Below are 14,974 nucleotides of genomic sequence, written 5' to 3' on the forward strand. Positions count from 1 at the left end.
TTTTGTCAACCATTTACAAGTTATGAAAATAGCTCTACGTTTACTCTCGGTTACCACCTGATCCACCACGTGACCATCCATCACTCCACCCTCCGGGCCACCCGTGTGCCCGATCCGAGAAAGAAGTTCCCTTGGTAAGAGCAGGAAGTGCATCAGTCAGGCGCCACCGCATCGTGGCCCTGTCGCTCGCCGCAGCAGTCGGCACCCTGGCCTTCGCCAGTACACCGGTCTTCGCCACCACTGAAGCCGGGGACGGGTCCGCACCCGGACCAGCCGCGGCCCAAACCGCCACGGTCCAGGTCGCCGCCTCCGGCGAGGCCTATACGAAATTCATCGTGGTTTACAAGGAGACGGCGGCAAACGCCACACCGAACGGACGCGCCAATGCGTGGGGCAAGGCGGCCGGCTCCCAAGGCGTGACCGTGAAGGAGGTCCGCACCCTGGCCACCGGCGGAACGCTGATCGAGTCGGATAAAGCCCTGTCCGGGCAGGCTGCCCGGGATTTCATGGCAGACATTGCAGCGTCCGGGGCAGTGGACTCGGTTGAACCTGATGCCCGGATGACCGTGGCGCTCACGCCCAACGATCCGCGCTACAGCGAGCAGTGGGATTTCACCGCCACGAACGGTATGCGGATCCCCGGCGCATGGGACGTCGCCACCGGTAGCGGTGTGACCGTGGCAGTGATCGACACCGGCATCACGTCCCACCCCGACCTCGACGCCAATGTGCTCCCAGGGTACGACTTTGTCTCCGACGCCACCGCCGCACGCGACGGCAACGGCCGCGACGCCAGCGCGCAGGACCAGGGCGACTGGTACGCCGCCGGAGAATGCGGCCAGACCACGGCCGGCAACAGTTCCTGGCATGGCACCCACGTCGCCGGCACCGTGGCAGCAGTGACCGGCAACGCCACGGGTGTTGCCGGCGTCGCGCCCAACGCCAAAGTGGTGCCCGTCCGGGTCCTGGCCAAGTGCGGCGGATCACTGTCCGACATAGCCGATGCGATCATCTGGTCGGCAGGCGGAACGGTCTCCGGCATCCCGGCCAACGCCAACCCCGCGAAGGTCATCAACATGAGCCTGGGCGGATCCGGCGCCTGCGGCAGCACTTACCAGGCCGCCATCGATTCCGCGGTGTCGCGTGGAGCCACCGTGGTGGTCGCAGCCGGCAACAGCAACCAGGACGCTTCCGGTTTCCGGCCCGCGAACTGCAACAGCGTTGTGAGCGTGGCCGCCAGTAACCCGAGCGGCAGCCTCTCCTACTACTCCAACTACGGCGCCACGGTTGACCTGACCGCGCCGGGCGGCGACGTCAGGGTGACCGGGGGCGGCATCCTCTCCACCATCAACACGGGCACCACCACGCCGTCCGCTGCAGGCTACGCCAACTACCAGGGCACGTCCATGGCCGCTCCCCACGTGGCCGGACTCGCCGCGCTGATGAAGTCCAAGACGTCCTCCCTCACCCCGGCACAGGTCGAGTCCACCCTCAAGCAGGGAACCCGGGCCATGCCGGGCGGCTGCACCACCGGCTGCGGCACCGGACTCTCGGACGCCACCAAGACCATGGACCTGCTCGGCGGAACCACTCCCCCGCCGGCGGGCAACCCGTTGCTGAACCCGGGCTTCGAAGAGGGCGCGGTCTCGTGGACCTCCGACCACGCCGATACGTTTGAGACCGGCGCCAATGCCAGGACGGGTACGCGTTTCGCCGGCCTCAACGGCTGGGGCCAGGCAACGTCGTACAAGCTCGATCAGGCGTTTGCTGTCCCCTCCACCGTGTCTGCGGCGCAACTGTCCTTCTATTTGAAGGTGCAGTCGGACGAAACCACCGCCAGCACCGCTTACGACACCCTGAAAGTCCAGGTCATCAGCGGCGGAACCACCGCCACACTGGCCACCTACTCCAACCTCAACGAGTCAACCGGCTACGTCCAGAAGCAGCTGGACCTTTCCGCCTACAAGGGGAAGAGAGAGCGTGACCCTGCGCTTCCTGGGCGTTGAGGATTCGTCACTGTCGACGTACTTCTTCCTTGATGACACGTCCGTGACCACGTCCTAACTTCCGGACCGGAGATGTCCGGGGACCGCCGGCCGCGCACACCTGCGCGGCCGGCGGTTCGTACGTCTGGGGTGGATCCGTGCTTGCCCGCGATCAACCGGTGCCGGCGTCGAGACCCGGGGGTACAAGTCCCCATCGCACGACTTCGGTTCATGGAATAGTTTGGACGGACAAACCGCAGGCAGGCATCGCCGGCACAAACATTTTGGGGGACATTATGGCGCCAGGTTTTTACGGTGCTGACATCAACCAGCTTCGAATGCTGTCAAAATCCCTGGGGCAATCGGGAACGCGGCTGAAGAACGTGGAATCCACCGTCAATTCCCTGGTTCAATCGGCCGCTTGGAAGGGCTCAGACGGCGACAAGTTCCGCAGTGAATGGGCTTCCACCCTGCGGCCCATGCTGAACCGCTCTTCGGAGTCGCTTAACAGCCAGTCGAAGCTCTTGCTGGCCCATGCCAACGACCAGGAACAGGCCAGCAATTCCGGGAGCGGCCACGCCTCATCCCCGGCGCCGGGTGCCCCGGCACCGGCATCCCAATCGAGGCCGGCTCAAGAACGGAACTGGGGCGATGCATTTACTGACCCCAACTACGAACACGCGCCTTCGGGACTTGAATGGCTGCTTGAGAAGGGGATAACAGAGGACGGCAACGCAACCTCAGACATTGCCAGCGCCCTGCAGTTCGTCGCCGACAAGTTCAGCTGGAACCTCGAACTCGCGCAGGTCGAAAAGGGGGTCAGCAAGTTCTTTGACGCCATGAGGGGCGTCGGCAAGGGCCTCGTTGGGCTGGGCATCGTCCTGGGCGCCTTCGATATCGCGTCAGGCATTGAAAACCGCGATCCCTTCCGGGTCGCTGATGGTGCAGTTGGCGGTGGCCTGGCTTTAGCCGCGGGAATCGCCGCTGCCACCGGCGTCGGACTGCCTGTTGCGGCAGCTATCGGCGGCGCCGGCCTCCTGTGGGGCCTGGCATCGATGGCCTCCGGCGACGTGCCTGTCACCAAGAGGATCTGGGACTTCGGCTCGGGGGTAGTGGGCGGTGTCAAGGACCTTGCCAACGGCGCGGTTGGCGGTGCGAAGGACCTCGCCGACGGCGCAAAGGATGCCCTGGGATGGGCCGGCGGTAAGCTCGGATTCGGCTAGCAGACCGCGGCGGGGCGGCCCCGGTGCACAAGGCAGCAACAGCGGACCATAAGGAATACATGACTGAGCAGACATTGCCCGACACGGCATACCGTGTCACGAGCCACGAAATTCTGGCCCTCCTCGCGTTCGAGCCAGGGCCGGGGACAGCACTGACCCGTCGCGTGCTGGGCCTTGCGGACCTGCCTGATGACCACGACATAGTCCGGGCCGGCGTCGGTACTCTCAACGTCCGGGACACAGCTTCGGTTGATGGCGACGTGGTGAGCCTGCACGGCCCGGCCAACTTTCTGGCCCGGGTTTTTAGCACGGCAACTCTGTGGTTCGACATCACCCGTGTGGGTCCGGATGCCGTGGCGCCTGCTTATGTCGTCGAATCTCCAGCGGGCCGGGTTGCACTCTTCCTTCGACCCTTGAGCGAGTATGTTTGCCTTCCTATGAGTGATGACGCCGATACGTTGGACATGGTGGAAGCCACCGTCAACGACGCCGTCGGCTCGGCGCAGACGCCTTCGGGCGGTATCATCACCTCCCGCCGTTACGACCGGGACGGCGAACCGGTGATTGCCAACATCAAGGTGCTCGAAGACGGCATGCTGAGTCTGGCGTCGGCACCCGTCGACGACAGCGGACAGCTGACAGTCCGCGACCTGCAGGCCGCTGAACGGCCCGGCTCCGTGGTCCGCTCCCTGCTGGCAGGTCCGGCATGACGGGTCCGGACCTGACGGGCACAGACCCGACCGTGATGACGCCCGGGGCCGCATACGGATTCGGGCAGCGCCGGTCGTGGGTGTTCTCCGCCTGGTGGTTCTCTGCTGTACTGGCGGCCTCCGGTGTGGCATATTCCGGTTTTTCCCTGGTGCTGGGACGGAGCCCGGAAACCGGCGTGGTCCTGGCCATCCTGGGTGCAGCGATGTCCGCCATGGGCTGGGCACTGACCGCCATGCCTCGCTTCACGCGCAAATTCCCCAAGCCGGCTGCCGACATCCCGCGGGTGGAGCAGGGTATCAGGACCACTCCCATTACGATCCGGACGTTCCTCATCGCCACCGCGCTGGGTGTGGCCGCCCTGGCCGTACTCACGCCCGGGGACGCGTATCCGGACATACTTCCCGTATTGGCAATGATCGTGACATTGGCAGTTGGCGTGTGTGCGGGGCTGGCATATATACGCCGGCTGATGATCCGGAGTGCCGAACTCTACGCCCGGTGGCTCGAACGCCGCTGAGGGCGGCCCGGGCGGACCGGTCAGATGCCCTCGGCCTCGTCCACGGCCAGCTGGGATTCGAACATCCGGAAGTAGCGCCCCCGAAGGGCCACCAGTTCCTTGTGGGTGCCCTGCTCAACGATCCGGCCGTCCTCCAGCATGTAGACAACGTCCGCTTTTTCGATGGTGGCCAGCCGGTGGCTGATGGCGATGATGGTGCTGCTGCGGTCGGCGAAGAGGCGGGTGAAGATCCGGTGTTCGGCGAGGGCGTCGATCGCCGACGTCGGTTCGTCCATCACCATGAAGGAGGCGTTCCGGTAGAAGTTCCGGGCCATGGCGAGCCTCTGCCACTGGCCGCCGCTCAGCCCGCTGCCCTTGCGGCCCCTCGGATCCTCCATCCAGTTGCTGACGTGGTTGTCCAGGCCGTTGGGGAGCTTGTTGATGAATTCGAGGGCTTCGGCATCGGACGCCGCCCGCCGGATCCGCTCATCGTCCCGCGGCGAATCAACGTCGCCAAAGAGAATGTTTTCCGCTGCCGTGGCGAACTCATACTTGAGGAACTCCTGGCTCAGCACCGCCAGGTGGCGGTGCCAGGATTTGACGTCGACGGCGGCGAGGTCGACGCCGTCGAGCATCACCTGGCCCGAATCGGGGCGGTAGAGGCCTGCCAGGATGCGGATCAGGGTGGACTTCCCGGCCCCGTTCTCCCCCACGATGGCGATGTGCTGGCCCTCGCGGATGGTCATGGTGATGCCGCGGATCACCTCGATGTCGCTGCCGGTGTAGGTGAAGCGGATGTCCCGCAGCTCAACGGTCTTCGGAGCCTGCAGCAGCGGCGGGGCGTGGTCGGAGTGCACCGGCAGCGCCATAAAAAGCTCGTAGTCCTTGAGGTTAGCCAGGTCTTCGTCGATGGAACTGAGCGAGGAGACGAGGTTGTTGGCGGTGGACAGTGCCCTGCTGACGATCTGCTGGACGTACAGGAACTGGCCCACCGGCTGGGCACGGGCGATGATCTGGCCCACCACCCAGATCAGCGAAACAACCTCGGCGCCGTACTGCAGGGCGTCTGCCGCCAGCTGCTTGGGAATATAGCGCTTTTGGAAATCCAGCCGCCGCTTCTCGTCGGCGTCCCGGAGGCGGGAGCGAAGTCCCATGAGGTAGCCGACGATCCCGTACAGTCGCATCTCGGCAATATGCTGGGGGCGCAGCAGGTTGGTTTCGATCATCCGGCGCTGACGGCGGGAATCGACCTGGGTGTTCCAGTGGGCGATCTGTTCGCGGGAGAGCTTGAACTGCAGGTAGACGCTGGGGACGATGGCCACCAGGACGATCACGGCGATCCACCAGCTCACCAGCAGAAGGGCTCCGACCGCCAGGATCACGGAGACCAGCTGTGTGAAGATCGCTGCAATCCGGTCCAGGACCCGCGCGTAGGAATCGGAGAACCGCTTGGCGCGGTCGTACAGGTCCACCGTTTCCTTGTCGTCGTACCGCCAGAACTCGAGTGCCAGGAACCGTTCGTACATGAGGTCCCCCACAATGGCGCCCACCCTGAAGCTCATGAGCTGCTGGATGTAGCGGTCCACGCTGCTGAAGGCACCCCAGAACAGGCCCAGGGCGGCGGTAATGATGACGTAGACGATCGCCTGCTGGCCCTCGGCGGCGTCGCCGGCGTACGCGGCAGCCAGGGCGGTGGTGGTCAGGGCGGCAAAGTAGGTGGTGACCAGGGGCAGCAGCGCCGAGATCAGCGAGCCCACCACCTTCATCACGACGGCGGCGGGCGAGGCCCGGAAGCTGACGCGCAATACCTGCGCCACCGCCCGGGCGTAGGGCCGCACGGCCAGCCGCCGCTGAGGGTCCCTCTTAGGGTTCAGTTCGGCGGGGTGGCGTGGTTGGGACATGGCTCCAGCCTAATCCCGTGCGCAGACACAAACAGGCCGCGGGGACACTTCCCCGCGGCCTGTATGAAGATGCGTCAGGACTTAGCGCGAACCGTAGTTCGGGGCTTCCACCGTCATCTGGATGTCGTGCGGGTGCGATTCCTTGAGGCCGGCCGGGGTGATCCGGACGAACTTGCCGCGCGCCTTCAGCTCGGCCACTGTCGGAGCACCCGTGTAGAACATGGTCTGGCGGAGCCCGCCCACCAGCTGGTAGGCAACGGATGCCAGCGGGCCGCGGTAGGCCACGCGGCCCTCGATGCCTTCCGGGATCAGCTTGTCATCGCCGGAGACATCGGCCTGGAAGTAACGGTCCTTGGAGTAGGACGTGTTCTTGCCCCGGGTCTGCATGGCTCCGAGGGAACCCATGCCGCGGTAGCTCTTGAACTGCTTGCCGTTCACGAAAATGAGCTCGCCCGGTGACTCATCGCAACCGGCCAGCAGGGAACCAAGCATCACGGTGTCGGCGCCGGCAACCAGCGCCTTGCCGATGTCGCCCGAGTACTGCAGGCCGCCGTCGGCGATCAGCGGAACGCCGGCCGGGATGGCCGCTTTCGCGGACTCGTAGATGGCGGTGATCTGCGGGACGCCCACGCCGGCCACAACGCGCGTGGTGCAGATGGAGCCCGGACCCACGCCTACCTTGATGCCGTCTGCACCGGCGTCGATCAGCGCCTGCGCACCTTCGCGGGTGGCAGCCTGGCCCCCGATGATGTCCACGTGGGCGGCCACGGGGTCGGACTTCAGGCGGCGGATCATGTCCAGCACACCCTGGGAGTGTCCGTTGGCGGTGTCCACGAACAGTGCGTCCACGCCGGCATCAACGAGGGTCATGGCACGTTCCCAGCCGTCACCGAAGAAGCCGATGGCGGCGCCGACCCGCAGCCTGCCTTCATCGTCCTTGGTGGCCAGCGGGTACTGCTCGGCCTTGGTGAAGTCCTTGGTGGTGATGAGGCCCTTGAGCCGGCCCTGGTCGTCAACCAGCGGGAGCTTTTCGATCTTGTTGGTGGCGAGCTTGTGCGAGGCTTCCTCGCGGCTGATGCCGACGTGCCCGGTGACGAGTGGCATCTTGGTCATGACGTCGCTTACCAGGCGGATGGGGAAATCCGCTTCCGGCACGAAGCGGGTGTCGCGGTTGGTGACAATGCCCAGCAGCCGCATGCCCTCGTCCACGACCGGCAGGCCGGAGACGCGGTACTGCGAGCAGATCTCGTCCAGTTCGGCGAGCGTCGCTTCCGGCCCGATGGTCAGCGGGTTGGTGATCATCCCGGATTCGCTGCGCTTCACCCGGTCCACCTGGTCGGCCTGGTCCTGGACCGACAGGTTGCGGTGGACGACGCCGAGACCGCCCTGGCGGGCCATGGCGATGGCCATCCGGGACTCCGTGACGGTGTCCATCGCGGCGGAGAGCAGCGGGGTCTGGACGGAGATGCGCTTGGAAATGCGCGAGGATGTATCTGCCTCTGACGGGATGACGTTGGTGTGCCCCGGCAGGAGCAGGACGTCGTCGTAGGTCAGGCCGATAAAGCCGAACGGGTTGTGTTCGGGCTGGGTCATGAGTGCGCCTCTTACCTTAATTCCGGGGTTCACGGGTAGGGGTTGCAGCTGATGACCAGCCCGTCATTACGGGACTGGCCTGTGCAGATGGTGGTGCTGTGGTGCCGAAGTATTGAATAAATTCTAGAACCTCGGCGGCGATCCCCATATTCCGCGGCGGTAATGTGAGGAACCGCACGCGCCGCCTCAGGGCCCCCGGCCATCCGGCGTCAGGTCCAGCCGGTGGCGGCCAGCAACCGCTGCTCGAACATGGGAATCATGCTCTGCACGTACGTCTTGGTCAGGTGGTTGTCGTCCTTGTAGACGTAGACGTTGCCCACCACTGCCGGACAGATTCCGCCCGCGCAGATGAAGTCGCTCATGTCCATCAGGTGGAGGCCGTCCACACCCCGGTATTGGTCCAGGGGCGACGACCCGGCCAGCGATTCGCCCAGCGGCGGGTTGCATTCCGTTGCATCAGCGCCCTTCTTTTGCACGCACTCCGGCATGTTGAAGGCAAACCGCGGGTTGTCCCGGACCCCCACCACGTCCATCCCGGCGTCGGTGAACGGCTTGATGCCTTCCAGGTAGCCGGGAACTTCCGATTCGAACGGGGCCTCAACGTGTGTCAGGGACGCAACGGTGAACACGGCATCCGGCTTGTGCTCGAGGACATAGTCGGCGCTGGCCTTGTTGAAAGCGTTGCACTCCGCATCGCGCTCTGCCGACTCCGCACCGAAACGGCAGCTGCCCTTGAGGAGCGTGACCACTTCCCAGCCGTGCTCCTTGGCGATCGGCCCCAGCGCTGCCATGTACTGCTGCGCGTGCGAATCGCCAAGCACTACGATTCGTTTGGTAACCACCTCGGGCTTGCTGTTCTGCAGGCATCCGGAGAGCAGCGGATCACTCGGCACGTTCGCGTCGGTGCACAGTCCGTCGATGTCCGCCCATTCATTCTTCATGGCAGCCGGCGCCGGAATGATTTTCGCTTCCGGCGTAGGTTTTCCCACGTTTTCGGGGGTCAGGGCAGCGGCACCCGGAGTCAGTTCCCTGGGCTGCGCCGCAGCGGCGGCTTCGTCCGTGATGAGTTTGGTCTGCCAGAGGGATACCGGCCCTGCGAGCAGTGCTCCACAGGCCACAATGACGACGGCGTTCCGCCAGACCCGCCGTTGCGGCCAGTGCCATTCCCGCAGCGGCTTTTCCACGAACCGTGTGGTGAGGACGGCCATCACCACGGACGCCGCAACGATGGCGAGGCCCTGGACGAGGTTGGGCAATACAACACCGGTGCCGGCGAGGGCGAGGACCAGGAGCGGCCAGTGCCAGAGGTACAGCGCGTAGGAGTTGTCGCCGAGCTGCACGAGGGGTTTCCAGCTCAGGAGACGGTCGGCGCCGAACCGGCTGCCGCTCTGGCCGGCCACGATGATTGCCGCGGCCGCCAGCGTGGGCCACAGCGCCACGAATCCGGGAAAGGACCGGTCCACGGTCAGCAGCAGGCCGCAGGACACCATGGCCGCCACCCCCGCCCATCCGAGGATGACGCGAAGAAGCCGGCCCGGCTTCAGGTATGGCAGGGCCAGCGCCAGGAGGGATCCGAGTGCGAATTCCCACAGCCTGGTCCGGGTGTCAAAGTACGCGTAGGCCTGGTTCGTAGCCGTTTGCTCAATGGAATAGGCCAGCGAAGCCGCGAAGATCACGGCGAAAGCAAGGGCCAGCAGCAGGCGGTAACTGATCCCGGGACGTCGGAGCAACCGGTGCAGCACCGCTGCTCCCGCAAACACCAGCGGCCACAGAATGAAGACCTGCCCCTGAATGGACAGCGACCAGAAATGCTGCAAGGGGCTGGCCCCCGAATGGTCCTGCGCGTAATAGTCCACTGCCGAGTCCGCCAGCAGCCAGTTCTGCCGGTAGAGCAGTGAGGCCCACGCCTGGTCCAGGACGTCCGGCCAGCGGCTTTGGGGCAGGATGGCCCAGGTGCCCGCGAGGACACCCAGGATAACGACGACGGCGGCCGGCAGCAGCCGCTTGAAGAGGTGCAGCCAGTGACTGACCAGCTTGAGGGGGCTCCCGCCTTCCACTTTGCGAACAAAGGAGAGGGTGAGCAGGAAGGCGGAAATCAGCAGGAAGATGTCCACCCCGCCGGATACCCGGCCAAGCCACACGTGGTAGGTGACCACCATCAGGACGGCCAGAGCCCTGAGCCCTTGGACCTCGGGCCGGTACCCCTTCCTTTCCGCCTTGTTGGCTGTCTGCCGTGTGGTTTCGCTCAGTACTTCCGCCGTCATTGATCCTTCCAGCCAGTGGCCGCCATGAGCCTCTCCCCGAAGACGGATGACATGCTGGCGACGTACGTACGGGTGAGGTGGTTGTTGTCCAAATAGACAAAGGTATTTCCGACAACCCCCGGACAGTAGGTGCCGTCACAGATCAGGTCCGTCATGTCCACGAAGGCCAGGCCGCGGACTTGTCCGTCCAGGGCCTTAAAAGGGCTCTCCGCTGCCAGGAGATTGGCCTGGGCGGGCCGGCAGTCCGGACTGTCCTGGCCCTTGGTAACCACACAGTCCGCCATGTTGAAGTTGAAACGGGGATTGTCCCGGATGGCTACAACGTCGATTCCCCGATCCGTCCACGCCCTGGCGCTTTCTTCGAGTCCCGGGGTGAGGACCTCCTCCGGGGACGACGGTGCCGCGGCGGTCCCGACGACCATGATGGCGTCCGGGGGATTCCTCGCAATCTGCTCCCCCACGGCGTCGTTGTAGCTCTTGCAGTCCGGGTTCGTTTCTTCGAGCTCGGGTGTTGCCGGTTGAACCTGGCACCCTCCCTTGAGCATCGCGTAAACCGTCCAGCCTTGTTGCTCGGCGACCTTTCCAATGGCTGCAAGCCACTGCTGCGCATGCGAATCACCCAGGACCAGTAAGGATTTGGCCGGATCATCGGATGGTCCGCTCTGGCTGCAGGTGTCCCTGATGGCGTCGTCTTCAGGCTCCAGGTCGCCGGTACAAGGGCCGGACAAGGTGGCCCAATCTCCCGGCAGCTGCTCTGCTGCCGGGAGTAGCGCCGCGTCAGCGTCGCTCCGGTCAACAAATCCCGGCAGAAGTGCCTGTGCACCGGGGTTGTTCCGCTCGGCGGCGGCTTGCGCCGCCAAGGTGGCGAAGTGCTGCTGCACCTGGATCCCGGTCAACGGGACCGCCACGGTGAGCAGGCATGCGGCCACTGTAAGAACGGAACGACGCCGGTTGACTTCCGGCCACTGCCATTCCCGCCACGGCTTTTCGATGAACTTGGTGGTCAGGAATGCCAGTCCCATGGCGACGACAATGATGACGGTTCCGGAGATGGGCCCCGCATGGTCGCGGCCGGTGGCCGCCAGGGCGATGACCAGGACGGGCCAGTGCCACAGGTACAAGGCGTACGAGTTGTCACCGAGGCGGACCAGCGGGCCCGCACTCAGGATCCTGTCGACGCCGAACCGGCTGCCGGTTTGTCCTGCTGCGATGACGCTCGCGGCTGCGAGGGTGGGCCAGAGCGCTGCCACGCCCGGGAAAGCAGCCTGGACATTGAGCAGGATCCCGCAGCTGAGCATGGCAACAATGCCCAACCAGCCCAGGACTATGCGGCCGGTCCTGGGAATCCGCAGGCCCGGGAGGATCAGTGCGACCAGCGTGCCGAGGGCGAATTCCCATAGCCTGGCGCCGGTATCGAAATAGGCCTGGGCCTGGTTGGTGACAGTGAAGATGATTGAGTAGACAAGTGACACCAGGAAGACACCGGCGAAAACGTAGCAAAGCAGGATGCGGTAGTGCAGCCGGTATTTCTTCGCCAGGAACGCGGCACCGGCAAAGATCAGCGGCCACAGAATGAAGACCTGGCCCTGGATGGACAGCGACCAGAAGTGCTGGAACGGACTGGCCAGGCTGTGGTCCGTCGCGTAGTAGTCCACTGCGCGGGACTGGAGCAACGCGTTCTCGTAGTAGAACAGGGAGGCCCAAGCTTGATCAACGATATCCAGCCAGCGGGTGCGTGGCAGCAACAGGTAGCTTGTAGCCAGGGTTGCCGCAATCACCGTGACTGCCGCCGGCAAAAGGCGCCGGAAAAGGTGAAGCCAGTGTTTGATGAGGGCCATCGGCCTGTTCTGCTCATAGCGGCCCACGAACTGCAGCGTCATGAGGAATGCCGAGATCAACAGGAAGACGTCCACGCCGCCGGACACGCGCCCAAACCAGATGTGGTAACTGACCACCATCAGCACCGCCAGCGAGCGGAGGCCCTGGATTTCAGGCCTGAACTTGGATTTTCGGGTCGGTGGAACGCCTGCGCCACTGCGGCGCGGCGAGGCCAGGGCTCTCGCTACAGACATAGAAAAACCCCTCAAGCGGACAACCAAAGCATCCATGTTACCGATTCGTAACTTTTATTGCCAATCGCCGACGCAGGCGAGAAGAACCCCCGGCTTCCATTAAGGCACTGCAAGCTGGGAGTTTCCAGAGGACGGTTAAGGCACTGCAAGCTGGGAGTTTCCAGAGGACGGTTTGGTCGCAAGGGCCGGCCGGGTAACTAGGCTGGTGCCGACGCCGGATCGCGAAACCGGCAAACACGGAGGAGTGGCCACAGTGATCGTTCAGGTGCGCATTTGCATCCCCGCAGAGCTCTCCGACCTGGTGGTGGAAAGCTGCACGCAGCAAACCGGCGCGGCGGAAGTGGCCGTGCACAAAGGCGCATCCGTCCAACCGCCCGGAGATGTGGTGGTGGTCCACGTGGCCAGGGAAGCAGTCGAGGAATTGTTGGAGAAGCTGCACGTCCTGAAGGTTCAGGATCTGGGCTCCATCGCAATTTCCATGCCCGAACTCATGTTGTCCCGGCGTGCCGACCGGGCCGAAGCCGCTGCGCCGGGCGACGGGGCGGACGCCATGATCTGGGATGAGGTGACACGCCAGACAGGCGAGGATTCGCGGCTCACCTGGAGTTACCTCGCGTTCCTCGTCCTGGCCACGCAGCTGGCGGCGATCGGGATCGTCACGGACTCCACCATCGCCATCGTCGGGGCCATGGCCGTAGGACCCGAGTTCGGGCCGCTCGCAGCCCTGGCTGTGGCGCTGGCCCAACGCAAATGGAAGCTGGGACGCAGGGCTGCGATGGCACTGGGCGTCGGCTTTCCCGTGGCCATGCTCCTGGCTGCGCTGACGGCCTGGCTGTCAGTACCGCTGGGGCTCTTTCCAGCCAACACCCTCGACACCGGGTCCGCCGTCGAGTTCATCTACCATCCCGGCCCGTACTCGCTGATCGTTGCGGTGCTGGCCGGAACTGCCGGCATGCTCTCCGTGATCAGCCGCCGCTCTGCCGCACTCATCGGAGTCTTCATTTCCGTGACCACGGTTCCCGCCGCAGGATACGTGGCCGTGGCCCTCGTGCTGGGCGAGTACCAGAAGGCGGCGGGATCGGCACTGCAGCTGCTGCTGAACCTCGTGGGCATCGTGGCAGCAGCCCTTGCCGTGCTCATCTTCTACCGGGTCATCACCAAACGTCTGCCGGAAAACATGGCCCGGCGGCTGAGGCGCCAGGCGTTGCGCGCCCGGGGCTAGCTCGCGGCCGGGATCCGTCCGGCAAGGTACCGGGCGTCCCGGCACGAGCCCAGCAGGGTGGCCGAAACCGCGGCGTACATGAATTCCTCCCCCAGGAAGAACAGTCCAGGCACATCCGTAGCCACGCCGCGGCGCTGCCTGAGCCGCCCGTCGTCGTCGAACACCCGGGGTTCGATCCAGTCGAAGGACTCTCGGTATCCCGTGCACCAGATCACGTTGGACACATCACGGAGGGGGCTGTCCGCCACAACCGGCCGGCCATCCTGCACCCCTGTCACCCGCGGGACAAACTCGACGCCGGCAGCTGCCAGGTCCTTGCTTTTGGTCCTGATCAGGGGGTCCGCATGCGACAGCTTGTGTGCTGCAGCCTTGCGGCCCACCGGTGTGCCGAGGGTGAGCACGTAGAGCCCGAGGAACCGCACGACGGGGAAGACGAAGCGGGCCGCGGTCCTGCCGTGCCGCACCGGCAACTCGCCGCCCGGCTTGCCGGCAATGACCGTGGGGTGCGTCCGGCTGACTTCAAGGGCGATCTCCGCACCCGAGTTTCCAAGCCCTACGACCAGGACGCGGCCTTCCCGGAGCTGGCCCGGATTCCGGTATTCGCTGGAGTGAAGCTGGACGATGGACGGATCAAGACCCGGCGCGAAGTCCGGCAGCCGGGGCGCCTGCGTGCAGCCGGTCGCTACAACCACGTTGCCGGCTTCCCACCGGCGGCCGTCCGAGACTGCAACGTACCGCCCCTGTTCCCGCCAGAGCCTCTCGACCCGGACGCTGGTGCAGACCGGGAGGTCAAAAGCGGCGGCGTAGGATTCCATGAAATCAGCGAGCTCGTCCTTGCCGGGAAAGGACAGTCCGTCTCCGGGAAATGGCATACCGGGGAGGCCGTCGAACTTTGCCGGCGTGAACAGTCTCAGGGTGTCCCAGCGCTGCCGCCAGGCGTCGCCGATTCTGGGATTCGCATCCAGGATCAGGAACCTGCGGCCCTGGCGCTTGAGGTAGTGGCCCATGGCTAGCCCGGACTGCCCACCTCCGATGACCAGGGTGTCGAGCACCTCGACTGCCGCACCTTTGCCCTCGATGTTGTTCATTGCGGTGCCTCCTGTCCAACTACTGCCGATACCTTCGATGAACTGTCCCTGCCAATCCCCGGCCGCCCTGCTTCCTCATCTGGCCGTTCGTTCCTGTAGCGCAGCCACCACACGAGCATCAGCGCGGACGCCAGCACGTACACCGCGTGGAGCAACCAGATCGGCCCCGCCGGCAGGTGGAAGACGTAGACGGAATGGACAACGTTGGCAACATTGCTCAGGACCAGGCTGCTCAGGCTGTAGGACGCCAGGTCCTTGGTGCGCGCCGCCTTGAGAAGCATCGGCAGCATGCCAAGGGCAAACAGCACGGTGGAGAAGGTGCCGGCCAGGACGGGAATGTTCATAGTTCGACACTAGGTCGGCGTCCATGCGGTCCGCGTCGGCAGAATTATGCATCTTGCCCCGGGGCCGGGGTGGGT

At 64.9% G+C, this 14,974-nt stretch carries 11 protein-coding genes; 5 read left to right on the forward strand and 6 right to left on the reverse strand.

Features of this window, described 5'->3' with window-relative positions; translation table 11 throughout:
- Nucleotides 1-131: 131 nt before the first annotated feature.
- From WMN78_RS09840 to WMN78_RS09855, 4 genes are all read left to right on the forward strand, one after another.
- Complete coding sequence (locus WMN78_RS09840) at nucleotides 132-2,006, forward strand: S8 family peptidase (RefSeq protein ID WP_340533564.1); 1,875 nt, start codon at nucleotides 132-134, stop codon at nucleotides 2,004-2,006.
- A 317-nt stretch (nucleotides 2,007-2,323) separates the two neighbouring features.
- Entirely contained in the window at nucleotides 2,324-3,208 is an 885-nt protein-coding gene (locus WMN78_RS09845; RefSeq protein ID WP_340533565.1) for a hypothetical protein, read from the forward strand.
- A 59-nt stretch (nucleotides 3,209-3,267) separates the two neighbouring features.
- Nucleotides 3,268-3,918, forward strand: a complete 651-nt coding sequence (locus WMN78_RS09850) for a hypothetical protein (RefSeq protein ID WP_340533566.1) — start codon at nucleotides 3,268-3,270, stop codon at nucleotides 3,916-3,918.
- Nucleotides 3,915-4,436 (forward strand): hypothetical protein, encoded by a 522-nt coding sequence (locus tag WMN78_RS09855; protein ID WP_340533567.1) that lies wholly within the window; start codon nucleotides 3,915-3,917, stop codon nucleotides 4,434-4,436. The genes WMN78_RS09850 and WMN78_RS09855 overlap by 4 nt, the downstream gene beginning before the upstream one ends.
- 20 nt (nucleotides 4,437-4,456) lie before the next feature.
- Here WMN78_RS09855 and WMN78_RS09860 read toward each other — a convergent pair whose 3' ends face one another.
- The 4 genes from WMN78_RS09860 to WMN78_RS09875 all read right to left on the reverse strand — a co-directional run bounded on the left by WMN78_RS09860 (nucleotide 4,457) and on the right by WMN78_RS09875 (nucleotide 12,245).
- A complete protein-coding gene (locus tag WMN78_RS09860) occupies nucleotides 4,457-6,316 on the reverse strand; it encodes an ABC transporter ATP-binding protein (protein WP_340533568.1) in 1,860 nt (619 codons plus the stop codon).
- An 81-nt stretch (nucleotides 6,317-6,397) separates the two neighbouring features.
- On the reverse strand, nucleotides 6,398-7,909 hold the full coding sequence (guaB, locus tag WMN78_RS09865; protein ID WP_340533569.1) for an IMP dehydrogenase: 1,512 nt from the start codon (nucleotides 7,907-7,909) through the stop codon (nucleotides 6,398-6,400).
- A gap of 209 nt (nucleotides 7,910-8,118) precedes the next feature.
- A complete protein-coding gene (locus WMN78_RS09870) occupies nucleotides 8,119-10,173 on the reverse strand; it encodes an acyltransferase family protein (RefSeq protein WP_340533570.1) in 2,055 nt (684 codons plus the stop codon).
- Nucleotides 10,170-12,245 (reverse strand): acyltransferase family protein, encoded by a 2,076-nt coding sequence (locus WMN78_RS09875; RefSeq protein WP_340533571.1) that lies wholly within the window; start codon nucleotides 12,243-12,245, stop codon nucleotides 10,170-10,172. The genes WMN78_RS09870 and WMN78_RS09875 overlap by 4 nt, the downstream gene beginning before the upstream one ends.
- A 253-nt stretch (nucleotides 12,246-12,498) precedes the next feature.
- Between WMN78_RS09875 and WMN78_RS09880 the strand changes: the two genes are divergently transcribed.
- Nucleotides 12,499-13,467: a DUF389 domain-containing protein gene (locus WMN78_RS09880; protein ID WP_340533572.1), complete on the forward strand. Its 969-nt coding sequence runs from the start codon at nucleotides 12,499-12,501 to the stop codon at nucleotides 13,465-13,467.
- Here the strand turns inward: WMN78_RS09880 and WMN78_RS09885 are convergent.
- Both WMN78_RS09885 and WMN78_RS09890 read right to left on the reverse strand, forming a co-directional pair.
- Nucleotides 13,464-14,555 (reverse strand): flavin-containing monooxygenase, encoded by a 1,092-nt coding sequence (locus tag WMN78_RS09885; protein ID WP_340533573.1) that lies wholly within the window; start codon nucleotides 14,553-14,555, stop codon nucleotides 13,464-13,466. The genes WMN78_RS09880 and WMN78_RS09885 overlap by 4 nt on opposite strands.
- On the reverse strand, nucleotides 14,552-14,899 hold the full coding sequence (locus WMN78_RS09890; RefSeq protein WP_340533574.1) for a hypothetical protein: 348 nt from the start codon (nucleotides 14,897-14,899) through the stop codon (nucleotides 14,552-14,554). Before WMN78_RS09890 ends, WMN78_RS09885 begins: the two co-directional genes overlap by 4 nt.
- Between the last annotated feature and the right edge of the window lie 75 nt (nucleotides 14,900-14,974).

Origin of the sequence: Arthrobacter oryzae, from assembly GCF_037911235.1 — a bacterium.
Classification (GTDB): domain Bacteria; phylum Actinomycetota; class Actinomycetes; order Actinomycetales; family Micrococcaceae; genus Arthrobacter; species Arthrobacter oryzae_E.